General features: G+C 65.6%; 24 protein-coding genes. 14 read left to right on the plus strand and 10 right to left on the minus strand.

The genetic code is table 11. The annotated features are described in order from the left end of the window. Positions 1-52: 52 nt before the first annotated feature. A complete protein-coding gene (locus tag ACI48D_RS13455) occupies positions 53-295 on the minus strand; it encodes a hypothetical protein (RefSeq protein WP_435571732.1) in 243 nt (80 codons plus the stop codon). A gap of 215 nt (positions 296-510) precedes the next feature. Here ACI48D_RS13455 and ACI48D_RS13460 point away from each other — a divergent pair, with 215 nt between their 5' ends. Then, positions 511-1,257: a hypothetical protein gene (locus tag ACI48D_RS13460; protein ID WP_435571733.1), complete on the plus strand. Its 747-nt coding sequence runs from the start codon at positions 511-513 to the stop codon at positions 1,255-1,257. 46 nt (positions 1,258-1,303) lie between these two features. Here the strand turns inward: ACI48D_RS13460 and ACI48D_RS13465 are convergent, their stop codons facing one another. Then, positions 1,304-1,699, minus strand: a complete 396-nt coding sequence (locus tag ACI48D_RS13465) for a hypothetical protein (protein WP_435571734.1) — start codon at positions 1,697-1,699, stop codon at positions 1,304-1,306. A gap of 217 nt (positions 1,700-1,916) precedes the next feature. On the opposite strand from ACI48D_RS13465, the gene ACI48D_RS13470 reads away from it, so the two are divergent. The 7 genes from ACI48D_RS13470 to ACI48D_RS13500 all read left to right on the plus strand — a co-directional run bounded on the left by ACI48D_RS13470 (position 1,917) and on the right by ACI48D_RS13500 (position 9,227). Then, complete coding sequence (locus ACI48D_RS13470) at positions 1,917-2,777, plus strand: FAS1-like dehydratase domain-containing protein (protein ID WP_435571735.1); 861 nt, start codon at positions 1,917-1,919, stop codon at positions 2,775-2,777. Between the two features lie 25 nt (positions 2,778-2,802). Continuing rightward, complete coding sequence (locus tag ACI48D_RS13475; RefSeq protein WP_435571736.1) at positions 2,803-3,966, plus strand: acyl-CoA dehydrogenase family protein; 1,164 nt, start codon at positions 2,803-2,805, stop codon at positions 3,964-3,966. Between the two features lie 23 nt (positions 3,967-3,989). Further along, positions 3,990-5,168, plus strand: a complete 1,179-nt coding sequence (locus tag ACI48D_RS13480; RefSeq protein ID WP_435571824.1) for a CaiB/BaiF CoA transferase family protein — start codon at positions 3,990-3,992, stop codon at positions 5,166-5,168. A 121-nt stretch (positions 5,169-5,289) separates the two neighbouring features. Beyond that, positions 5,290-6,660: an MmgE/PrpD family protein gene (locus ACI48D_RS13485; RefSeq protein ID WP_435571737.1), complete on the plus strand. Its 1,371-nt coding sequence runs from the start codon at positions 5,290-5,292 to the stop codon at positions 6,658-6,660. Positions 6,661-6,663: 3 nt separating this feature from the next. Beyond that, positions 6,664-7,464: an HpcH/HpaI aldolase/citrate lyase family protein gene (locus ACI48D_RS13490; RefSeq protein WP_435571738.1), complete on the plus strand. Its 801-nt coding sequence runs from the start codon at positions 6,664-6,666 to the stop codon at positions 7,462-7,464. Positions 7,465-7,503: 39 nt separating this feature from the next. Further along, positions 7,504-8,496 carry a TRAP transporter substrate-binding protein gene (locus ACI48D_RS13495; protein ID WP_435571739.1) on the plus strand — a complete coding sequence of 331 codons (993 nt, stop codon included), beginning with the start codon at positions 7,504-7,506 and terminating at the stop codon, positions 8,494-8,496. After that, positions 8,496-9,227 carry a class I SAM-dependent methyltransferase gene (locus ACI48D_RS13500; protein ID WP_435571740.1) on the plus strand — a complete coding sequence of 244 codons (732 nt, stop codon included), beginning with the start codon at positions 8,496-8,498 and terminating at the stop codon, positions 9,225-9,227. Before ACI48D_RS13495 ends, ACI48D_RS13500 begins: the two co-directional genes overlap by 1 nt. 8 nt (positions 9,228-9,235) lie before the next feature. Here ACI48D_RS13500 and ACI48D_RS13505 read toward each other — a convergent pair whose 3' ends face one another. The 3 genes from ACI48D_RS13505 to ACI48D_RS13515 are packed head-to-tail and all read right to left on the minus strand — an operon-like array spanning position 9,236 to position 12,159. After that, positions 9,236-10,693, minus strand: coding sequence for an NAD(P)(+) transhydrogenase (Re/Si-specific) subunit beta (locus tag ACI48D_RS13505; protein WP_435571741.1), 1,458 nt, complete (start codon positions 10,691-10,693; stop codon positions 9,236-9,238). Further along, on the minus strand, positions 10,690-11,034 hold the full coding sequence (locus ACI48D_RS13510) for an NAD(P) transhydrogenase subunit alpha (protein WP_435571742.1): 345 nt from the start codon (positions 11,032-11,034) through the stop codon (positions 10,690-10,692). Before ACI48D_RS13510 ends, ACI48D_RS13505 begins: the two co-directional genes overlap by 4 nt. A 12-nt stretch (positions 11,035-11,046) precedes the next feature. After that, complete coding sequence (locus ACI48D_RS13515; RefSeq protein ID WP_435571825.1) at positions 11,047-12,159, minus strand: Re/Si-specific NAD(P)(+) transhydrogenase subunit alpha; 1,113 nt, start codon at positions 12,157-12,159, stop codon at positions 11,047-11,049. A gap of 258 nt (positions 12,160-12,417) precedes the next feature. Here ACI48D_RS13515 and ACI48D_RS13520 point away from each other — a divergent pair, with 258 nt between their 5' ends. From ACI48D_RS13520 to ACI48D_RS13530, 3 genes are all read left to right on the plus strand, one after another. Then, positions 12,418-12,921 carry an NUDIX hydrolase gene (locus ACI48D_RS13520; RefSeq protein ID WP_435571743.1) on the plus strand — a complete coding sequence of 168 codons (504 nt, stop codon included), beginning with the start codon at positions 12,418-12,420 and terminating at the stop codon, positions 12,919-12,921. A 7-nt stretch (positions 12,922-12,928) separates the two neighbouring features. Then, a complete protein-coding gene (gene mnmA, locus ACI48D_RS13525) occupies positions 12,929-14,038 on the plus strand; it encodes a tRNA 2-thiouridine(34) synthase MnmA (protein ID WP_435571744.1) in 1,110 nt (369 codons plus the stop codon). 233 nt (positions 14,039-14,271) lie between these two features. Further along, positions 14,272-14,748, plus strand: coding sequence for a chemotaxis protein CheW (locus ACI48D_RS13530; RefSeq protein ID WP_435571745.1), 477 nt, complete (start codon positions 14,272-14,274; stop codon positions 14,746-14,748). Positions 14,749-14,752: 4 nt separating this feature from the next. Here the strand turns inward: ACI48D_RS13530 and ACI48D_RS13535 are convergent, their stop codons facing one another. From ACI48D_RS13535 to ACI48D_RS13550, 4 genes are all read right to left on the minus strand, one after another. Continuing rightward, positions 14,753-16,585 (minus strand): sensor domain-containing phosphodiesterase, encoded by a 1,833-nt coding sequence (locus tag ACI48D_RS13535; RefSeq protein WP_435571746.1) that lies wholly within the window; start codon positions 16,583-16,585, stop codon positions 14,753-14,755. 186 nt (positions 16,586-16,771) lie between these two features. After that, positions 16,772-17,155: a response regulator gene (locus ACI48D_RS13540; RefSeq protein WP_435571747.1), complete on the minus strand. Its 384-nt coding sequence runs from the start codon at positions 17,153-17,155 to the stop codon at positions 16,772-16,774. 13 nt (positions 17,156-17,168) lie between these two features. Continuing rightward, positions 17,169-17,945, minus strand: a complete 777-nt coding sequence (locus tag ACI48D_RS13545; RefSeq protein ID WP_435571748.1) for a 5'-3' exonuclease — start codon at positions 17,943-17,945, stop codon at positions 17,169-17,171. A gap of 20 nt (positions 17,946-17,965) precedes the next feature. Further along, positions 17,966-18,637 (minus strand): glutathione S-transferase, encoded by a 672-nt coding sequence (locus ACI48D_RS13550; protein WP_435571749.1) that lies wholly within the window; start codon positions 18,635-18,637, stop codon positions 17,966-17,968. 103 nt (positions 18,638-18,740) lie between these two features. Here ACI48D_RS13550 and ACI48D_RS13555 point away from each other — a divergent pair, with 103 nt between their 5' ends. The 3 genes from ACI48D_RS13555 (at position 18,741) to ACI48D_RS13565 (ending at position 22,327) form a co-directional block, all read left to right on the plus strand. Further along, entirely contained in the window at positions 18,741-20,657 is a 1,917-nt protein-coding gene (locus ACI48D_RS13555; protein ID WP_435571750.1) for a CocE/NonD family hydrolase, read from the plus strand. Positions 20,658-20,797: 140 nt separating this feature from the next. Continuing rightward, positions 20,798-21,397, plus strand: a complete 600-nt coding sequence (locus ACI48D_RS13560) for a hypothetical protein (RefSeq protein WP_435571751.1) — start codon at positions 20,798-20,800, stop codon at positions 21,395-21,397. A 63-nt stretch (positions 21,398-21,460) separates the two neighbouring features. Next, a complete protein-coding gene (locus ACI48D_RS13565) occupies positions 21,461-22,327 on the plus strand; it encodes a DUF72 domain-containing protein (RefSeq protein WP_435571752.1) in 867 nt (288 codons plus the stop codon). Between the two features lie 89 nt (positions 22,328-22,416). Here the strand turns inward: ACI48D_RS13565 and ACI48D_RS13570 are convergent, their stop codons facing one another. Next, positions 22,417-22,680, minus strand: a complete 264-nt coding sequence (locus tag ACI48D_RS13570; protein ID WP_435571753.1) for a DUF6587 family protein — start codon at positions 22,678-22,680, stop codon at positions 22,417-22,419. Position 22,681 lies beyond the last annotated feature (1 nt).

The following is a 22,681-nucleotide window of genomic DNA, read 5'->3' on the forward strand; positions in this document are numbered from 1 at the left end:
TACCGTCAACGTAGCCGAAGCGAAAGCTAGTTATCCCGGGGCCGCCTCATGGTCACCAGCTTGATTCTTTCGCCTGCCGCAACACTTTGAGCACACTTGCTTGTTTTGCGTAGCGTTCCCGGATTGCCGCTTCGTCCTTTTCCAGCCGATCACATTCCAGATCTTTCATGGCCAAAGCGATCTCCCGCCGACGCTCGGCATCGTATGGCTCTTCACCGCTCCAATGAGCACAGCCTGCAAGACGATCAATCAGCTTCTTCACGTCCTTGGGTTGACCCTTTTTCAGATCGGCCAAGGGATCATCGCTCGCGGAAGTTCGCGTGGCGAAAACACATAAAACAATGAAAGAGCGCGATAAAGCATAGGAGTGTGTTCGATGTTCTCAAGCGTAAACGATGCGAAATTACGATGTGTATCGTAATGTTATGACAGGTAAATTACCTGTGTGGCAAGTGTATATTCGCCTTGCACCGCCGGCAGAGCCGCACACAATTCACGACTGGAGCAACGATGACACGCAAGCACCTCGCATCAAGCCTTCTTATTTCCACACTGCTGGCCGGCTGCGGCGGCGGTGGGGGCGGCGGTGCGGATGCCCCGGTCCGCAGTTCAGCGGCGACCTATACTTTTGTGCGTCCGAAGCCCGGCGCTCACCTGGTCTTTGCACAGAAGCTGACCGACAACCTGAACAACACCATCAACAGGACAATGGTGCAGGACGTCACCTCGGTCAACGCCGACGGCAGCTTTACCGTGCATGAGGAAGACCCATCGCATGACCGCACCGTTTCCGGTTCGGTCGACCAGAGCCTGTATCCCACGGACTACCAGTACAACGCCAGCGGCCAGCCCACCTCCTGGGTAGTAGCGCCCTCGACCGGCGCCACTGTCCGTTGCACGCTCAGTCAAGGCAATCCCGGTGCGCCGTCGCCCTTGACCCTTGGGCAGGCCTGGACCGTGAACTACGTCGAAACCTGCGGCACGGGCGCCGGCACCGCCTTTACCCAGTCCGGGACATTGGCCGGCGCCGAAACGATTACCGTAGCAGCCGGCACCTTCAGCGCCTTCAAATTCACTTCCACCGTCACGCGGACCGTCAACGGCACGACCCGGACCGAAACCGTGACCCTGTGGCGCGACGCCTCCGGCGCCGACTCGCGTGCCCTGAAATCGGCATCCGTGTTCACCTACAGCGGGGCCACACCGCCAGCCGGCGCCCTGGTGTCGGAGACGAGTGAACTGCAAAGTTACCAGTAAGCGGACTTGCTCGCAGCTTACGCCCGGAGCTGCCGAGCACCTGCCTCTATCGTGGCCGGTGCTTCTGCAAAAAGCCGCCGATGATCACGCCGGCCAGACAAGGGAAAACAATGAATGGACTGATGGTCCCGAGCCACCACCAATTGAACGGATCAAAGAGATGACGCCCGGTCAGGCCTGAAAATAGTGCGATGACGCAGAGGGCGACGGCTTCCGCGCCCACCAGGCTTGCCACCAGGTCGATTACCGGCCACCCACGCCTGCTGCGTAACACCATTGCTACTGCACATATCAACCCAGCCATGACGGTCCCGGGCAGCTGAAAACCCCTGCCATCCGGCTTCTCGCCGATCGGCACAAATGCGGCCAGCACGCCGGCAGCCACTGCGCAGAGGAACATTGCCAGAATGCCCAATAAAATACGGATCAGGTGTGCAGCCATACATCGTCCTCAGCGGGGCAGTACCGAAGCCATTATGCAACACGCAATCGCGCTTTTGCGCTGCCCAACCCTACAAAGAATCCGCTCGATGAGTAAAGGCTTGATTGGACCGCGGCCCCCTTCACCGAAACCGTAGCCCCCCTTCCAAAAGCACCGATTGTGTCTTTCTGCTACCAGGTCCAGACTGGAGGTTCGTCAACCAAGGGCCTGTTCCAGCATGACTTCCGAAGCTATCGATGAATCCCTGCTCCAGCAGTGGGTCGGAAAAACCGAGACCGTGGGCGCGCGCGTCAACGCCGTCACCGCGAACGCGCTGGCGGCCACCCTCGACCGCCCGGACCACTTCGGACCAGGCGCAGGCTTGCCGCCGCTCTGGCACTGGGCTTACTTCTGGCACGCCGCGCCGCAGTCCGAACTCGGCCCCGACGGCCATCCGCAGCGCGGCGGTTTCCTGCCGCCGGTGCCGCTGCCGCGCCGCATGTGGGCCGGCGGCCGCCTGAGCTTCAGCCAGCCGCTGCAGGTCGAGGGCGAAGCCACCCGCACGTCGCAAGTGAAAAGCGTGAGCAGCAAGAACGGTGCGACCGGCCCGCTGGTGTTCGTCACCGTGCGCCACGAGCTGGCGCAGGACGGCGCCACCTGCGTCACCGAAGAACACGACATCGTCTACCGCGGCCTGCCGCAACCGGGAGCCGCCGCTCCCGCGCCGAAAAAGGCGCCGGCGGAAGCCGCCTGGGAACGCACCATCACGCCCGATCCGGTGCTGCTGTTCCGCTACTCGGCGCTGACCTTCAACGGCCACCGCATCCACTACGACCGCAGCTACGTGACCGAAGTCGAGGGCTACCCCGGCCTGATCGTGCACGGCCCCCTGATCGCGACCCTGCTGGTCGACCTCGTGCAGCGCAAGCTGCCGCAGGCGCGCATCGCCTCGTTCTCGTTCCGCGCCGTCGGCCCGCTGTTCGACATCGAGCCGTTCACGGTGTGCGGCACGCCCGATGCGGATGGGCGCACGGTGCGCCTGTGGGCCAAGAACATCCGCGGCGAACTCGCGATGCAGGCCGAAGCCGTACTGGCCTGACCGTCACTCTACTGGAACCTTCATCATGTCGATTCAACAGAACCACGATTACCAGGACATCCGCGAAGCGGTACGCTCCCTGTGCGCCGAATTCCCTTCCGAGTACTTCCGCAAGGTCGACGAGGCGCGTGCCTATCCGGAAGAATTCGTCACCGCGCTGACCAAGGCCGGCTGGCTGGCGGCCCTGATTCCCGAGGAATACGGCGGCTCGGGCCTGGGCCTGACCGAAGCCTCGGTGATCATGGAAGAGATCAACCGGGCCGGCGGCAATTCCGGCGCCTGCCACGGCCAGATGTACAACATGGGCACCCTGCTGCGCCACGGCTCGAAGGCGCAGAAGGAACTGTACCTGCCGAAGATCGCCAGCGGAGAGCTGCGCCTGCAGTCGATGGCGGTGACCGAGCCGACCACCGGCACCGATACCACCAAGATCAAGACCACCGCCGTGCGCAAGGGCGACAAGTACGTGATCAACGGCCAGAAGGTGTGGATCTCGCGCATCCAGCACTCCGACCTGATGATCCTGCTGGCGCGCACCACGCCGCTGTCGGAAGTGACGAAGAAATCGGAAGGCATGTCGATTTTTGTCGTCGACCTGCGCGAGGCGATCGGCAAGGGTCTGTCGGTGCAGCCGATCCTGAACATGGTCAACCACGAGACCAATGAGCTGTTCTTCGAGAACCTGGAGATCCCGGCCGAGAACCTGATCGGCGAAGAAGGCAAGGGCTTCAAATACATCCTCGACGGCCTGAATGCCGAGCGCACCCTGATCGCCGCCGAGTGCATCGGCGACGGCTACTGGTTCATCGACAAGGTGACGAAATACGTGAACGAGCGTGAAGTGTTCGGCCGCCCGATCGGCCAGAACCAAGGCGTCCAGTTCCCGATCGCCAAGGCCTACGTGAACATCGAGGCGGCCAACCTGATGCGCTACAAGGCCTGCGCCCTGTTCGATGCGCACCAGGGCTGCGGCGCCGAAGCCAACATGGCCAAGATGCTGGCCGCGGACGCCTCCTGGGAAGCGGCCAACGCCTGCCTGCAGTTCCACGGCGGCTTCGGCTTCGCCGCCGAATACGACGTCGAGCGCAAGTTCCGCGAGACCCGCCTGTACCAGGTCGCGCCGATCTCGACCAACCTGATCCTCGCCTACATCGGCGAGCACGTGCTCGGCATGCCGCGCTCGTTCTAAGGAGATCGCTCATGACCTCTTCCATGCGCCCACTGGACGGCATCACCGTCGTCACCCTCGAACACGCGATCGCCGCGCCCTTCTGCACGCGCCAGCTGGCCGACCTCGGCGCCCGCGTCATCAAGGTCGAGCGTCCCGGCGTGGGCGACTTCGCGCGCGCCTACGATACCCGCGCGCGCGGCCTCGCCTCGCACTTCGTCTGGACCAACCGCTCCAAGGAAAGCCTGACGCTCGACGTCAAGCACGCGGAAGCCGGCGCCATCCTCGACAAGCTGCTGGGCAGTGCCGACGTGCTGGTGCAGAACCTGGCGCCGGGTGCCGCGGCCCGCCTCGGCCTGTCCTGGGAAGCGCTGTCCGAGCGCTTCCCGCGCCTGATCGTGTGCGACATCTCCGGCTACGGCGACAACGGCCCCTACCGCGACAAGAAGGCCTACGACCTGCTGATCCAGAGCGAATCCGGCTTCCTGTCGATCACCGGCACCCCGGACGAACCGGCCAAGGCCGGCTGCTCGATCGCCGACATCTCGGCCGGCATGTACGCCTACTCGAACATCCTGGCGGCGCTGATCCAGCGCGGCCGCACCGGCAAGGGCTCGCATATCGAGGTCGCGATGCTGGAATCCATGATGGAGTGGATGAGCTACCCGCTGTACTACGCGATGGACGGCGCCTCCCCGCCGCCGCGCGCCGGCGCCGCCCACGCCACCATCTACCCCTACGGCCCCTTCCCGGCCGGCGACGGCCGCGTGGTCATGCTGGGCCTGCAGAACGAGCGGGAGTGGGCGCTGTTCTGCACCAAGGTGCTGCAAAAGCCGGAACTGGCCACCGACCCGCGCTTCAACTCGAACGCGGCGCGCACCGTCGCCCGCGACGAACTGCGCGCCATCATCGTCGACGCGTTCTCTACACTGACGGGCGAGCAGGTGATCGAGCGGCTGGAGGCGGCTCCGATCGCGAATGCGCACGTGAACACGATGCACGACATGTGGGAGCACCCGCAGCTGAAGGCGCGCCAGCGCTGGCTTGAGGTGGCGACGCCCGCCGGTCCCCTGCCTGCCCTGAAACCGCCCGGCGTGCCCGAAGAGTGGAATGCGCGCATGGACCCGATCCCGGCGCTCGGCGCGCATACCGATGCCATCCTCGCCGAGCTGGGCTACGGCCAGGAGCGCATCGCCGCGCTGCACGCGCAGCAGGCGGTCTAAAGATAACGTAGAGCGTCGTTCCCGCGCAGGCGGGAACCCAAGTTGGTGCCGCAGCCCCATGCACGCAAGCTTGGATCCCCGCCTTCGCGGGAATGACGGCAACTTAGAGGAGACGCTTCAAATGAATAACGACCATCATCCAAGCCAGGAACTGGCCGCCTTCGCCGCCCAGCTGCGCTTCGAGGACATCCCGGACGCCGTGATGCGGCGCGCCGAAGACCTGTTCCTCGACTGGTTCGGCTCGGCCCTGGCCGGCAAGACCGGCCGTCCGGTCCAGGTCATCGAATCCTTCGCCAGGCAGATGGGGCCGCAGGACGGACCGAGTGAGGTCCTGATCTCGCGCCGCCGCACCACGCCGCTGTTCGCCGCGATGGTCAACGCCGCCTCCTCGCACTTCGCCGAGCAGGACGACGTGCACAACGGCTCGGTGTTCCACCCGGCCGCGGTGGTGTTCCCGGCCGCCCTCGCGGTGGCGCAGTCGATCGGTGCCAGCGGACGCGAGCTGCTGACGGCCTCGGTGGCCGGCTACGAGGTCGGGATCCGGGTCGGCGAATTCCTCGGACGCTCGCACTACAAGATCTTCCACACCACCGGCACCGCCGGCACGCTTGCCGCCGCGGCGGCCGTCGGCCACCTGCTGCGCCTGAACCCGGAGCAGATGCTGCACGCCTTCGGCTCGGCCGGCACCCAGGCCGCCGGCCTGTGGGAATTCCTGCGCGACGCCGCCGATTCGAAGCAGCTGCACACGGCCCACGCGGCGGCCGGGGGCCTGAGCGCCGCCTACCTGGCGCACGAAGGTTTTACCGGCGCGCGCCGCATCCTCGAAGGTGCGCAGGGCATGGCCGCCGGCATGTCGCGCGACGCCGATCCGGCCAAGCTGAGCGCCGGCCTCGGACAACGCTGGACCCTGGCCGAAACCTCGTTCAAGTTCCACGCATCCTGCCGCCACACCCATCCGGCGGCCGACGCGCTGCAGCAGGTGATGCAGGCGCATGGCCTGCGCCCATCCGAGGTCGCGCGCGTGACGGCGCGCGTGCACCAGGGCGCGATCGACGTGCTGGGCCCGGTCGTCGATCCGCGCACGGTGCACCAGGCGAAATTCTCGATGGGTACGGTGCTCGGCTTGATTGCCGAATTCGGCAGCGCCGGCCTGCAGGAATTCGAACGCTTCTACAACGACCCGCGCATCGCGGCGTTCCGCGGCAAGGTCGAGATGGTGCTGGACCAGGAAGTCGACCAGGCCTATCCGGCGCGCTGGATCGGCAAGGTGACGGTGCAGACCGTCGATGGCCGCAGCTTCGAGGGCCGGGTCGACGAACCGAAGGGCGATCCGGGCAATACCTTGTCGCGCGAGGAACTCGAAAGCAAGGCGTTGCGCCTGGCCGAGTTTGCCGATGCCGCCAGCCCGGCCGAGATGCGCACCGCCTTCGCCCGCATCTGGGCGCTGGCCGATGCCGGGCAGGTCGGCATTCTCCTCCCCGCCCAGGGCTGAGCCATGCTGGCGCGCTCCTACCTGTTCGTGCCGGCCAACCGGCCGGAACGCTTCGACAAGGCCTGCGCCGCCGGCGCCGACGCGGTGATCGTCGACCTCGAGGACGCGGTGCCGCCCGCCGACAAGGCGGCCGCGCGCGCGGCGCTGGCGGCCTGGCTGTCGCCGCGGCAGCCGGTGCTGGTGCGCATCAACGGTGCCGACAGCGAATGGTTCGAGGACGACCTCGGATTGTGCGCCCGGCCCGGCGTGGCCGGCATCGTGCTGCCGAAAGCCGAGCATGAGGCGTCGCTGGCGAAGCTGGCCGCCGCCGGCGCCCCGGCCATCCTGCCCCTGATCGAGTCGGGGCTGGGACTGTGGAACGCCGCCGCCCTGGCCAGAACGCCACGCGTACAACGGCTGGTATTCGGCTCGATCGACTTCAGTTTCGACATGGGCATCCAGGAGAGCCACGAGACCCTGCTGTATGCGCGTTCCCAGCTGGTGCTGGCCTCGCGCGTGGCGGGCGTCAACGCCCCGGTGGATGGCGTGACCACCAGCTTCGACGAACCCGAACGCGTGCACGCCGACACATTGCGCGCCCGCGCACTCGGCTTTGGCGGTAAATTATGCATTCATCCGAAACAGGTCGCGCCCGTACATGAAGCGTTCGCGCCGACGGCGGATGAAGTAAGCTGGGCCGGGCGCGTGGTCGCCGCGGCCGAAGCAGCACAGGGGGGCGCGGTGGCCCTCGACGGCAAGATGGTCGACCGGCCGGTCATCCTCATCGCACAGCAAATGCTCGAAGAAGCAAAGCGACGCAAGTAACAAAAAAGCAGTTCCACCTTACGACAACAGGAGACAACAATGAAATTCAAGATCATGCACGCGGTACTCGCCGCCGCCTTCGCCAGCGCCGGTGCTTACGCCCAGGCCCCCATCGTCATCAAGTTCAGCCACGTGGTCGCCAACGACACGCCGAAGGGCAAGGGCGCCCTGCGCTTCAAGGAGCTGGCGGAAAAGGCCACCGGCGGCAAGGTCAAGGTCGAGGTCTACCCGAACAGCACGCTGTACAAGGACAAGGAAGAAATGGAAGCGCTGCAGCTGGGTTCCGTCCAGATGCTGGCGCCCTCGCTGGCCAAGTTCGGCCCGCTGGGCGTGAAGGAATTCGAAGCCTTCGACATGCCCTTCATTTTCCCCGACAAGCAGGCGCTGTACCGCGTCACCACCGGCCCGCTGGGCAAGTGGTTCTTCGCCAAGCTCGAACCGAAGGGCGTCAAGGGCCTGGCCTACTGGGATAACGGCTTCAAGGACATGACCGCCAACAAGCCGCTGCACACCCCGGCCGACTTCCGCGGCCTCAAAATGCGCATCCAGAGCTCGAAAGTGCTGGACGCCCAGTTCCGCGCGCTCGGCGCCAATCCGCAGGTGATGGCCTTCTCCGAGGTCTACCAGGCGATGCAGACCGGCGTCGTCGACGGCAACGAGAACACGCCGTCGAACATCTATACCCAGAAGATGCACGAGGTGCAGAAGCACATGACGATTTCGAACCACGGCTATATCGGCTACGCGGTCATCGTCAACAAGAAGTTCTGGGACGGCCTGCCGGCCGATATCCGCACCAAGCTCGACGGCGCGATGGCCGAAGCGACCAAGTACGCCAACGACATCGCCCAGGAAGAGAACGACAAGGCGGTCGCGGCGATCAAGGCGGCCGGCACCACCACGGTCTACACCCTGACCCCGGCCGAGCGCGAAACCTGGCGCAAGGCGATGTCGCCGGTGTACAAGCAGATGGAAAGCCGCGTCGGCAAGGAAACCCTGGACGCGATGGAAAAAGCGACCCACGGCAAGTGATGAAGAAAACAGCAACGCCGATGCGCTTGCGTGACGCCGACGGCGGCCCCGTGCTGGACGAACGGGTGCTGCTCGACGCGCTGCCGCTGGCGTCGACGCCGGCGCGGGCGCTGGAACTGGGGTGCGGCACCGCACGCCAGACCCGGCTGCTCGCCGCCGGCGGCAAGTTCGCCTCGATCCTGGCGCTGGAGGTCGACCGCCGCCAGCACGAGAAGAATCTGGCCATCGACGACCTGCCCGGCGTGCAATTTGCGCTGGGCGGGGCGCAGGAGATTCCGGCGCGGGACGCCGGCATGGATGCGGTGTTCCTGTTCAAGTCCCTGCACCACGTGCCGATCGACTTGCTGGGACGTGCGTTCACGGAGATGCACCGGGTGCTGGCGCCCGGCGGCCTGGTGTACATCTCGGAACCGGTGTTCGGCGGCGACTACAACGAGATCCTGCGCCTGTTCCACGACGAAGAGCGGGTGCGCGAGGCCGCCTTCGAGGCGACCCGCGACGCCGTCGATAAGGGGCTGTTCGAGCTGGTATCGCAGACCTTCTTCCTGGCCCCGGTCCGCTACAAGAGCTTTGCCGACTTCGAGCAGAAGGTCATCCAGGTGACGCATACCGAGCACCGCCTGTCGACCGAACTGCTGGAATGGGTACGGGCGAAGTTCGAGTCGCACCTGGAACCGGACGGCGCCAGATTCCTGGCGCCGTTCCGGGTCGACCTGCTGCGCAAGGCCTGAAGCAGGCCTTAGTCTACCGCCTTGACCATCGCCTCGATGACCTTCTTGGCGTCGCCGAACACCATCATCGTGTTCGGCTGGTAGAACAGGTCGTTGTCCAGCCCCGCATAGCCGGACGCCATCGAGCGCTTGTTGACGATGATGCTCTTGGCTTTATAGGCTTCCAGGATCGGCATGCCGGCGATCGGCGATTTCGGGTCCTTGGCGGCGGGGTTCACCACGTCGTTCGCGCCCAGCACCAGCACCACGTCGGTCTGGCCGAACTCACCGTTGATGTCTTCCATTTCCGCCACCTGGTCGTAGGGCACCTCGGCCTCGGCCAGCAGCACGTTCATGTGGCCCGGCATGCGGCCCGCCACCGGGTGGATCGCATAGCGCACCGTCACGCCGTGCTCGGTCAGCTTGTCGACCAGCTCCTTGACCGTGTGCTGGGCGCGCGCCACCGCCAGGCCGTAGCCCGGCACGATGATCACGGATTCCGCATTCTGCAGGATGAAGGCGGCGTCCTCGGGCGAGCCGGACTTGACGGGGCGCTGTTCCTTGGCGCCGCCGCCGGTATCGACGGCTGCCTCGCCGCCGAAGCCGCCCAGGATCACGTTGAAGAAGGAGCGGTTCATCGCCTTGCACATGATGTACGAGAGGATCGCGCCCGACGAGCCGACCAGCGAGCCGGCGATGATCAGCATCGAATTGTTCAGCGAGAAGCCGATGCCGGCCGCCGCCCAGCCCGAGTAGGAGTTCAGCATCGACACCACCACCGGCATGTCGGCGCCGCCGATCGGGATGATGATGAGTACCCCCAGCACGAACGACAGCGCGGCCATCACGATGTAGGGCGTCCAGGCAGGAGACACGCCATCCGAGAAGCAGAACACGAGGCCCAGCGCGACGATGGCGATCGCCGCCAGCAGGTTGATCAGGTGCTGGCCCGGATAGCGCACCGGCGCGCCCTGGAACAGGCGGAATTTGTACTTGCCGGCCAGCTTGCCGAAGGCGATCACCGAGCCCGAGAAGGTCACGGCGCCGACGAAGGTGCCGATGAACAGCTCCAGCCGGTTGCCGAAGGGGAGCGCGGCGCCGCGTGCGGCGATGTTGAAGGCCCAGGGTTCGGACACGGCGGCGATCGCGATGCATACCGCGGCAAGGCCGATCAGGGAGTGCATGGCCGCTACCAGTTCCGGCATCTTGGTCATCTCGACCTTTTTCGCCGCGATGGTGCCGATCGCCCCGCCGACCAACACACCGAGCAGCACCAGTCCGAAACCCATGCCACCGGTCTGGATCTGTTCCTTCAGCTTGAACATCAGGGCGATCGTCGTGAGCGCCGCGATCGCCATCCCGCTCATGCCGAACACATTGCCCATGCGCGCAGTCGAAGGCGAGGACAGGCCCTTGAGTGCCTGGATGAAGCAGACCGACGCTACCAGGTAGAGCAGCGTCACCACATTCATGCTGATGCCGTTCATGCGGCCTCCTTTTGATGGGCGGCACCGGCCGTTTTCGCTTCCCGCGCCGTTTTCGGCTCCTTCTTCTTGAACATCTCCAGCATGCGCTGGGTGACCAGGAAGCCGCCGAACACGTTGACGGCCGCCAGCGCGACCGCCAGCGTGCCCGCCACCTGGCCGGTGATGCCTTCGGTGAGGCCGGCCGCCAGCATGGCACCGACGATGATGATGGCCGACACCGCATTCGTCACCGCCATCAGCGGCGTGTGCAGGGCCGGCGTGACGGTCCACACCACGTGGTAGCCGACGTAGATCGCCAGCACGAAGATGATCAGGTTGATGATCGTGTGACTGATTTCCATGTTGCCGCTCCCTTATTTACGTAGTATTTCGCCGCCGGCGCACACCAGCACCGCGCGCACGATCTCGTCCTCGCGGTCGATCGCCAGCTTGCCTTCCTTGTCGACGATGAGCTTGAGGAAGTCGAGCACGTTGCGCGCATACAGGGCCGAGGCGTCGGCCGCCACCAGGGCCGGCAGGTTCGGCTCGCCGATGATGATCACGCCGTATTTATTCACGGTCTTGCCGGGTTCCGTCAGCGGGCAGTTGCCGCCCTGTTCGATCGCCATGTCGACGATGACGGAGCCGGGCTTCATGGCGCGCACGGTCTCTTCCGAGATCAGCACCGGCGCCTTGCGGCCCGGGATCAGCGCGGTGGTGATGACGATGTCGGCCAGCTTGGCGCGCTCGTGCACCAGCTCGGCCTGGCGGCGCATCCAGTCGGCCGGCATCGGCCGCGCATAGCCGCCCACGCCCTGCGCGATTTCCTTCTCCTCGTCGGTAAGGAAAGGCACGTCGATGAACTTGGCGCCCAGCGATTCGACCTGTTCCTTGACCGGCGGACGCACGTCGGAGGCCTCGATCACGGCGCCTAGGCGCTTGGCGGTGGCGATCGCCTGCAGGCCGGCCACGCCCACGCCCATGATCAGCACCCGCGCCGCCTTCACGGTGCCGGCGGCCGTCATCAGCATCGGCATGAAGCGCTGGTACGCGTTCGCGGCCAGCATCACGGCCTTGTAGCCGGCGATGTTGGCCTGCGAGGACAGCACGTCCATCGACTGCGCGCGGGTGATGCGCGGCGCGGCTTCCAGCGCGAAGGCGGTGAGGCGCTTGTCGGCCATTGCGGCATTGTTCTCGGCATCGAAGGGATTCAGCATGCCGACCAGCACGGCGCCGGGCTGCATCAGGCTGCGCTCGTCGGCGTTCGGCGCGCGCACCTTCAGCACCAGCTCGGCGCCAAAGGCGTCCTGGGCGCTGCCGATGCGGGCGCCGGCGGCCACGTAGGCGTCGTCGATCACGGAAGCATGCAGGCCGGCGCCGGACTGCACGATCACCTCGTGCTGCGCAGCCAGCTTCTTGACGGTTTCGGGCGTTGCTGCGACGCGGGTCTCACCTGGCCTTGATTCAGCCGGCACACCAATTCTCATCATGCCTCCGTAAAATTGATAGACTGTCCAGAATCTAGCATGCAAAGGGGCATAAAAGCCGCTGTCAATACCGATCCGTAGTATTTCGTAAACAGATCGGCAATTTTCCTACCCAACGTGTTACGGACCCAGGAATATCTTGCTGTTTATTGTTTTAAATCAAGCGAAAAAACCGACATAAACTGTTGCGATGCAGCGTGCATGCGAGCAACGGCTGTTCCATCAAGGTAGAATGTCGGCACATTTTCAAGGACGCGCATGACCCATACCTTCAGACCATCAGTGACCGTCGCTGCGATCATCGAGCGCGATGGCCGCTTCCTGCTGATCGAAGAGGAAACCAGCGACGGCATCCGGCTAAACCAGCCGGCCGGCCACCTCGACCCGTTCGAATCGCTCGAACAGGCGGTCATCCGCGAAGCCATGGAAGAAACCGCACACGAATTCATCCCCGAAGCGCTGGTCGGCATGTACATTTCGCGCTACCACTCGAAGTCGCGCGGCACCGACGTCACTTACCTGCGCTTCACTTTCTGCGGCAAGCCGGGCAAGCAATACGACCAGCCGCTCGACCACGGCATCCTGCGCACCCTGTGGATGACGCGCGACGAGCTGGCCGCCTGCCAGGAGCGCCACCGCAGCCCGATCGTGCTGAAATGTGTGGACGATTACCTGGCCGGCAAGCGCACCTCGCTGGACCTGCTGTACACCGACCATTCGGTCTTCGATGGCGGATTGAGTATCAAACCGGACGTAACCTGAGATAGCTATGACCAAGAAAAAAGTCGTGATCGGGATGTCGGGCGGCGTCGACTCCTCGGTCGCGGCCTGGATGTTGAAGGAACAGGGCTATGAAGTCGTCGGCCTGTTCATGAAGAACTGGGAAGACGACGACGATTCCGAATACTGTTCCACGCGCCAGGACTGGATCGACGCGGCCAGCGTGGCCGACGTGGTCGGCGTGGACATCGAGGCGGTCAACTTCGCCGCCGAATACAAGGACCGCGTGTTCGCCGAGTTCCTGCGCGAGTACCAGGCCGGCCGCACGCCGAACCCGGACGTGCTGTGCAACGCCGAGATCAAGTTCAAGGCCTTCCTCGACCACGCCATGAAGCTGGGCGCCGACCTGATCGCGACCGGCCACTACGCGCGCGTGCGCCAGAACGGCGACAGCGGGAAATTCGAGCTGCTCAAGGCCCTCGATTCCACCAAGGACCAGAGCTACTTCCTGCACCGCCTGAACCAGGCGCAGTTGTCGAAGTCGCTGTTCCCGCTGGGCGAGATCGCCAAGACCGAGGTGCGCAAGATCGCCGAAAAGCTGCAGCTGCCGAACGCGGCAAAGAAGGACTCGACCGGCATCTGCTTCATCGGCGAGCGCCCTTTCCGCGAATTCCTGGGCCGCTACCTGCAGCACAAGCCGGGCCCGATCAAGCTCGATAACGGCCAGACGGTCGGCGAGCACGTCGGCCTGTCGTTCTACACCCTGGGCCAGCGCAAGGGCATCGGCATCGGCGGCCTGAAGTCGCACAAGAATGCCGACGGCACCAGCGAGCCGTGGTTCGTGGCGCGCAAGGACATCGCCAACAACACCCTGTACATCGTGCAGGGCCACGACCATCCGTGGCTGCTGTCGGGCGAACTGGGCGCGGGCCAGGCCAGCTGGATCGCCGGCGAAGCGCCAGCGCCGCGCGCGCTCTCGGCCAAGACCCGCTACCGCCAGGCCGACGTGCCCTGCACGGTGGCGCCAGAAGGCCTGGACCGCTTCACGCTGCGCTTCGACGAACCGCAGTGGGCGGTGACGCCGGGACAGTCGGCCGTGCTGTATGACGGCGATGTTTGCCTGGGCGGCGGGATCATCGATACGGCCAGCTCCGTATAAACGTCGCCCCCGCGCAGGCGGGGGCCCAAGCTCTGCGTGAGCAGTCGAAACGCGTGCAAACTTGGGGAAAAAGCGCCAGTGCGCTTTTTCGCCTTCGCGGGAACGACGTGCGTGGGCAACAATTCATAATTTTTGCCCACGCTTGCCATTTCTCCATCGAACTGAGCTCCAAAATGTCGTAATCTCCACCAAAGTTGCCGCAAGGCAAAAATATTTGGCAGACAGGAGCAGTCATGGTTGACGACATCAACAACGCGACAGAAGTGCTGTCGTTCCGGCTGGGCGGCGAAGAGTACGCCATCAGCATCCTCAAGGTCCAGGAAATCCGCGGCTACGACGCCGTCACCCGCATCGCGAGCGCGCCCGACTACCTGAAGGGCGTGATCAACCTGCGCGGCATCATCGTGCCCATCGTGGACATGCGCATCAAGTTCGAGGTCGGCAGTCCGACCTACGACGCCTTCACCGTGGTGATCGTCCTGAACATCAACGGCCACACGATCGGCATGGTGGTCGACAGCGTGTCCGACGTCGTGACCCTAACGCCCGACCAGGTCAAGCCGGCGCCGGACCTGGGCGCCAGCGTCGCCGCCGAGTACCTGCGCGGCCTGGGCACGGTGGGCGAGCGCATGCTGATCCTGCTCGACATCGACAAGCTGCTCAGCTCCGAAGACATGGGCCTGCTGGCCGCCGCGCGCCCCGCCGCCTGACCGCTCAGGCGCGCCGGAACGCCAACACCGGGACCGGCCGGGCGCAAGGCGCCGCTTGCGGCCGGGAGTTGGGAAGCCTTCCAAGGAACCACGCCACGAACGCCCGCGGCGCCAGCGGCCGCGCATACCAGTAGCCCTGCGCCTCGTCGCAGCCGGCTTCCTCCAGCACCTGCGCCACCGCCAGGGTCTCCACGCCCTCGGCCACCACGCGGTGCCCCAGGTCATGCGAAAGCTTGATCATGGCCGAGACCAGCGAACGCTTGCGCTCGTCGTGTTCGAGGTTGCGAACAAAGGACTGGTCGATCTTGACCACCTCGACCGGCAGGCTTTGCAGGTAGGCCAGGCTGCTGTAGCCGGTGCCGAAGTCGTCGATCGCCAGGTGCACGCCGGCCGCCGCCAGCGCGTTCATCGTGGCCTGGGCCAGGCGCGGATTCTTCATCAGCGCGCTTTCCGTGATCTCCAGCGCCAGGCTGGAGGCCGGCAAGCCGTGGCGGCGCAGGCCGGCATGGACGCGCTCGCAGAAGTCCGGCTCCAGCAGGTTCACGGCCGACACGTTCACCGCGACCTGTAGCGCCAGGCCGTCGGCGCGCCAGGCGGCCAGCTGGCGCATCGCCATCTCCAGCACCCGGTGCGTGGTCTCGCGCACCATCGAGGTCCGCTCGATGATCGGGATGAATTCGCCCGGCGCGATCTCGCCGAATGCCGGATGGGTCCAGCGCAGCAGCGCTTCGGCGCCGATGCAGGCGCCGGTCTCGAGGTCGACTTTCGGCTGGAACACCAGGCGCAGCTGGCCCTCGCTCTCCAGCGCGGCGCCGAACTCGTTCATCAGGAGGAAGCGGCGGCGGTAGATCGCGTCCTGCTCGCTCGAGAATACCGACACGCCGCAGTCTGCCTCATAGGCATGCTGGGCCGCCGAGTGCAGGTTGCGCAGCAGGTCGGCGCAGGCGGTGGCGCCGACCTCGAAGGGCACGACGCCGATGCTGGCGGTGGTCACGAAGCGCGAAGTCACCGAGGCGGCGCGCCGGCACAGCAAGGCTTCCAGCGCCTCGCCGAATGCCGCGCAACCGGTGCCGGGCGGCGCGATGAAGGCGAATTCGGTAGCGCTGAGGTGGTACACGGTACTGGAGCCGCCGATGCCGGCGCGCAGCGTGCGCACCGCTTCGCCGACGATCTCGTCGAGGTAGGTCGATCCCATCGCCAGCGTCGCATTGCTGAGCTGTTCGGGGCTGGCCAGGTTGACCAGGGCCGCCAGGCGCTGCTCGCCGGACGGGCGGTCGAGCAGCAGGTCGCCGAAATCCTCGATGAACTGGGTGCGGTTCGGCAGGCCGCTGAGCGGATCGACGCGGCCGAGCGCATGCCGCAGCTCGATCTCCGCCATCACCATCGCCGCCATGTCCTGCAGCGCCGCGCGCTCCGCCCCGCTCACCTCGCGCGGCTCGGTGCCCAGCACGCACATCGCGCCCAGGCAGTAGCCGCCGTTGGTCATCAGCGGCGCGCCCGCATAGAAGCGCACGCCGGAAGCGGCCAGCACGCTGTCGCGGTAGTGCTCGTCGGCCTGCAGGTCGCCGATGACCAGCATCGCGCCCTCGTCCGCGACCTGGGCGCAGGGCGCCTTCATGCGCGGAATGGTGTCGTGGGCGATGCCGACGCGCGACTTGAACCACTGACGGTCGCTGTCGGTCAGCGAGACCGCGGCGACCGGCAACCGGAACAGCTGGGCCGCCATGCGGGTGATGCGGTCGAAGGATGCGCTCGGCGGGGTATCGAGCAGGTTCAGCTTGCGCAATGCGTCGAGCCGCTCGGCTTCATGGGCCTGGCAGGAAGAAAAAGGAGACATGGGGATCGTCTGAATTGACGAATTTGATTGAAAACGCGGATCGGGTTGCATTGTGAAGGTGCAATTTCCGCGAGTCAATTAATAAATCAGAGTGTCTATTCTTATTTGACGGCAATTTGCGTGAAGACCACAGGAGTGAGGCCTTTCAACAAATCATCAAATTCATCATTTATTGATGGGTGGCGCTCAGGCGCCGCGGTGCTGCTTGACGATCGCCAGGACCGTGTTGCGGATCGTGCGCAGCACCGCGTCCGCCTTGAAGGGTTTGACGATGAAGCCCTGCACGCCGCGCCCCAGCGCGGCCTGGACCGCAGGCGCGTCGAGGCTGCCGGACACCATGAAGACCAGGGTCTTCGGCAGGCTGGCGCGCAGCTGCTCGACCACGCCGTTGCCGTCCTCGACCTGCTCGCGCGCGATGCAGAACAGGTGCGGATGGTGCTTCAGGGCCAGCGCGTAGCCGAGCGAGCTGGTATGGGCCTGGCCGACCACCTCGTAGCCGCCGTCCAGCAGCACGGTGTTGAGCAGGCCGCGCGAGATCGCGTTCGAGTCGACAATTACTGCCTTGAGCATCGCTTGTTCCCTGTCAGTTCGATTCCCACGCCAGCATCTTCCAGCTTACGCCAAGCTTCACGTCGGTCTTCAGTTCCACCAATTGGCGCGAGACCTCGAGGATCTCGCGCTCGGCGCGCAGGCGCTCGCCCAGCGGCGTCTTGAGGATGCCGGCGCCGGCCATCACGGCCGGCAGGTCGCCGTAGGCGTTGAGCAGGCGCGCCGCGGTCTTCATGCCGATCTTCGAGACGCCCGGCACGCCGTCGGTCGCGTCGCCCATCAGCGCCAGCAGGTCGTGCAGGCGCTCGGGCGCGACCCCGAACTTGTTGCGCACCCAGGCGTCGTCATGCCACTCGCCCTTGAAATGGTCCCACACCAGGGCGCCATGCGCGATCAGGGCGTGCAGGTCCTTGTCGGTGGTGGCCACCACCGCGTCGCCGCGCCCCTCAAGCAGCCAGCGCATGACGCCGGTGGCGATCACGTCGTCGGCCTCGACCTCGGGAATCATCAGCACGTGCAGGCCGGCCGCGCGCAGGCGCTCATGAAATTCCGGCAGCGCGTTGCGCAGGTCCGAGGGCATCGGCGCGCGGCCTTCGCGGTAGCGCGGATACAGCGCGTGGCGCCAGGTCTGGCCGCCGTAGTCGAAGGCCGCCAGCACGTGGGTCGGCGCGTGCGCTTCCAGCAGCTTGCGGAACGACGAGAAGGCGTGGCGCAGCGCGATGCTCGCCTTCAGGTCGGAGTCCGGTTCGGGACTGGCTTCGTACACCCGGCGGACGATGTTCAGGCCGTCGATGGCCAGCAGTTTTGCCATACGCTTCTAAGCTTATTCGATTACTTCACGAAGTCGTACCGGCCGCCCCGTTCGAGCGCGCGGCGGTAGGCCGGGCGCGCGTGGATCCGTTCGAGGAAGGCGCTCAGTTTCGGGTACTTCCCGTCCAGCCCACCGCGCGCGGCGGCCGCCTCCAGCGGGAAGCTGAGCTGGATGTCGGCGGCCGAGAACTCCTCGCCGGCGAACCAGGCGCGGCCCGCGAGCTCGCCCTCGAGGAAGGCCAGGTGCTGGCGGATCTGCGGCAGCACGAAGCTGTCCTTGACCTTGTTCGCGATGGCGCGCGCGATCGGGCGCACGAAAAACGGCGCGGGGGATTGCTCGACGCGGTCGAACACCAGCTTGAGCAGCAGCGGCGGCATCGCCGAGCCTTCGGCGTAGTGCAGGAAATACGTGTAGCGCAGGCGCTCGGGGGTGCCGGTCGCGGGCGCCAGCCGGCCGTCCCCGTAGCGCCCGACCAGATACTCGATGATGGCGCCGGATTCGGCCACGATGGTGTCGCCTTCCTGGATCACCGGCGACTTGCCGAGCGGGTGCACGGCGCGCAGCTCGGGCGGTGCCAGCATCGTCGTCGGGTCGCGCTGGTACTTCTTGATCTCGTACTCCAGGCCGAGTTCCTCCAGCAGCCACAGGATGCGCTGGGAGCGGGAGTTGTTCAGGTGGTGGACGATGAGCATGACAGGCCGGAGGCGGGAAATGGCGCTAGCTTAGCACTGTTGCCTGTTTACCTGAAGCTTGGGTAATATGCTTGAGTGCAACTTTTTAACAATTGGAGAACCGATGTCGCGCCCCAGCCTGCCGTCCCTGTCCGTCCTTCCTCTGCTGCTCGCCGCGCTCGGCGGCACGGCCATGGCCCAGACCTCGCCGATGGCGCCCGACATCCCGTCCGACAAGTTCTCGACCACGGTCCCGAATGCCGACTACATCAAGCAGGAGGTGATGATCCCGATGCGCGACGGCGTCAAGCTGCACACGGTGATCGTGATCCCGAAGGCGGCGGCGAACGCGCCGATCATGCTGACCCGCACGCCCTACAACGCCGCGCGCCGCGCCGGCCGCATGAAGAGCCCGCACATCGGCTCGATCCTGGGCGACGGCGACGACGCCTTCATCGAGAACGGCTACATCCGCGTGTTCCAGGACGTGCGCGGCAAGTACGGCTCGGAGGGCGACTACGTGATGACGCGCCCGCTGCGCGGCCCGCTGAACGACACGCCGGTCGACCACAGCACCGACGCGTATGACACCATCGACTGGCTGGTCAAGAACGTGAAGGAATCGAACGGCAAGGTCGGCATGGTCGGCTCGTCCTACGAAGGTTTTACCGTGCTGATGGCCTTGGTCGAACCGCACCCGGCACTGAAGGCCGCGGTGCCGATGAGCCCCATGGTCGACGGCTGGCGCGGCGACGACTGGTTCCACAACGGTGCCTTCCGCAACACCAACCTCGACTACATCGCCGGCCAGAACTCGGCGCGCGGCGAGGGCGAGCACATCGTCACCGGTACCCACGACGACTACGACGCTTTCCTGCGCGCCGGCTCGACCTTTGATTTCGTCCACCTCTACGGCGTCGACCGGCTGAATTTCACCAAGAAGATTTTCGAGCACCCGGCCTACGACAGCTACTGGCAGGAACAGGCGCTGGACCGCATCCTGGCGAAGAAACCGCTGACGGTACCGACCATGACCGTGGTCGGCCGCTGGGACCAGGAAGACATCTACGGCGCCTACGCGACCTATGCGGCGATGGAGCCGAAGGACAAGGACAATCGCATGAACTCGCTGGTGGTCGGCCCCTGGCGCCACAGCGGGGTGAACTACGAGGGCGCCTCGCTGGGCGCCCTGAAATTCACCGGCGACACCGCGATGGAATTCCGCCGCGAGGTCATGCTGCCCTTCTTTAACCAGTACCTGAAGGACGGCGCACCGAAGTTCGACACGCCGCCCGTGTGGTCCTACCAGACCGGCGTGAACCGCTGGCGCCGGCTGGAGCAGTGGCCGCTGGTCCCGAGCACCACCGCGCTGTACCTGAAGCCGGGCTTCGGGCTCGGTTTCGATAAAGGGGACGGCAAGGGCGCGGCCTTCGACGAATACGTGTCCGACCCGGCGAAACCGGTGCCCTTCGTGCCGCGTCCCGTGCGCATGAGCGAAGGCACGGTCTGGAAGCCCTGGCTGGTGACCGACCAGCGTTCGTATTCGGACCGCCCGGACGTGCTGACCTACGTGAGCGCGCCCCTGGCAAAGCCGCTGGCCCTGGCCGGCGCGCCGATGGTCAACCTGTTCGCCTCGACCAGCGGCACCGACAGCGACTGGGTCGTGAAACTGATCGACGTCTATCCGGACGAAGTGGCGGCGCAGCCGGAACTGGGCGGCTACCAGCTGCCGATCTCGATGGACATCCTGCGCGGCCGCTACCGCCAGGGCTTCGACAAGCCGGCGGCGATCCCGGCCAACAAGGCCGAACGCTACCGATTCGCCCTGCCGAACGTCGACCACGTGTTCCTGCCGGGTCACCGCATCATGGTACAGATCCAGTCCAGCTGGTTCCCGCTGTACGACCGCAACCCGCAGACCTTCGTGCCCAACATCTTCTACGCCAAGGCCGGCGACTACCGCAAGGCGACCCAGCGCGTCTACCACGCACCCGGCATGGAAAGCACGATCGAGTTGCCGGTTGTTTCGGACGGGAAATGAAAACTGCCGAGCTGGCCGCGCGCTGTGGCCGGCCGGCGACGATTGTGTCAAGCGGACAGGACTTTCGTAACAGAACAGGGTAAGGTGAACCCAGCATTTCATTTACCGCGGGTTCGTCCCGCACCCATGCGAGGTTCACCATGAAGCATCTGTTCACCGCCACCGTCCTGCTGCTCGGCAGTGCGATCGCCCATGCCCAGTCCGCCCACTGGACTTTCACTTATACCGGCTTCTACGACCAGGAAGCCGGAGTCTTCCTGCCCGACATGCAGATCGCCGGGTCCTTCACCGGCGCCGACCTGAATGGCGACGGCCTGCTCGAACGCGAGGAACTGACGTCCCTGACCATCGGCGCGATGGACTACGTGGCCTGCGCCGCCGGCAGCAACGCGTATTACCACTGCGGGGCCGACAGCTTCGCGTTCTCGCCCGAACGCGGCCTGTCGTTCAGCCTCGGCGAATACGGCAGCGATCCCGAAGGCCTGCACAGCGGCGGCCACCTGATCGAAACCGGCAAACTGAGCTACGACTACCAGATCACGCCCTACAACACCGCCGAACACCACCTGTACTGGACCGACGGCACCGTCCTGAACATGGTCTCGGCTTCGGCGGTGTCGCCGGTGCCGGAAGCGCCGGCCTGGGCGATGCTGCTGGCGGGCCTCGGCACGGCCGGCTGCGGCGCCCTGCTGCGCCGGCGCGCCCGTCCGGTCCGGATCGCGGTCCGCGCGCGCGCCTGAGCATCGCGGGCACGGTTCGGCAACGCACCGAGCCCTGCCCCCGTCCGGCCTACCATCGCAGGCATGGGCGCAATCTACATCGGCATCTCGGGCTGGCGGTACGAACCATGGCGCGGGGTGTTCTATCCTCCGGGGCTGGTGCAGGCGCGCGAGCTGGACTACGCCTCGCGCTACCTGCCCACCATCGAGATCAACGGTTCCTTCTACGCGCTGCAGCGGCCCGCGAGCTATGCGGCCTGGTATGCCGCCACGCCGCCCGGTTTCGTGTTTGCCGTGAAGGGCAACCGCTTCATCACCCACATGCTCAAGCTGCGCGGCATCGAGACGCCGCTGGCCAACGTGCTGGCCTCGGGCGTGTTCGCGCTGCGCGAGAAGCTCGGCCCGATCCTGTGGCAGTTCCCGCCGCAGCTGCGCTTCGAGCCCGACAAGATCGAGCGCTTCCTGGCCCTGCTGCCGGTTGACACCGGCCAGGCGCTGGCCATCGCGCGCGGCCACGACGAGAAGATGGCCGGAAGGAGCCTGCTGGAGATCGATGCTGTGCGTCCGCTGCGGCATGCGGTGGAGGTGCGCCACGACAGCTTCCGCGACGAGGCCTTCATCGCCCTGCTGCGTCGCTATAACGTGGCGCTGGTGGTGGCCGACACCGCGGGTAAATGGCCGGACTGGGAAGACGTGACCGCGGATTTCGTCTACATCCGCCTGCACGGCGAACATGAGCTGTACGCCAGCGGCTACGAGGACGCTTCGCTGGAGCGCTGGGCTTCGAAGATCCGCTCGTGGAGCGAGGGCAGGCAGCCGGAGGATGCGCGGCTGGTGTCGTCAGTGCCGCCTCTGAAAACGACAAGCCGGGATGTGTACTGCTACTTCGACAACGACATCAAGGTGCGGGCGCCGTTCGATGCGAAGCGCCTGATCGAGTTGCTGGCCTAAAAACGTCATTCCCGCGCAGGCGGGAATCCAAAGGGCTACGTGCTACATCGCAGAACTTGGCTTCCCGCCTGCGCGGGAACGACGGGTGTCTACCTCTTCACGTGCACCTGGATAACTTTTCTACCTTTCTCGTCCTTCTCCGGCATCGGCTCCGGTTCGCAAGTGCCGCAGGTATCGCAGCCGCTGCCGCAGCCGGCGTCCTTGTCGAGCCAGCGCGCCAGCATGCTCTTGCCGCTGCCGTCCGTGAATTGGTAGACGATGCGGCGGCGCCAGGCCAGCGGCAGGTACTTGCTGGCGGCGTACAGCGCCGCCAGCAGCACGATCAGGCCGACCACCAGGTACTGGACGATCATC

The sequence above is a fragment of the Massilia sp. LXY-6 genome (assembly GCF_051233485.1).
Taxonomy (GTDB): Bacteria; Pseudomonadota; Gammaproteobacteria; order Burkholderiales; family Burkholderiaceae_D; genus Telluria.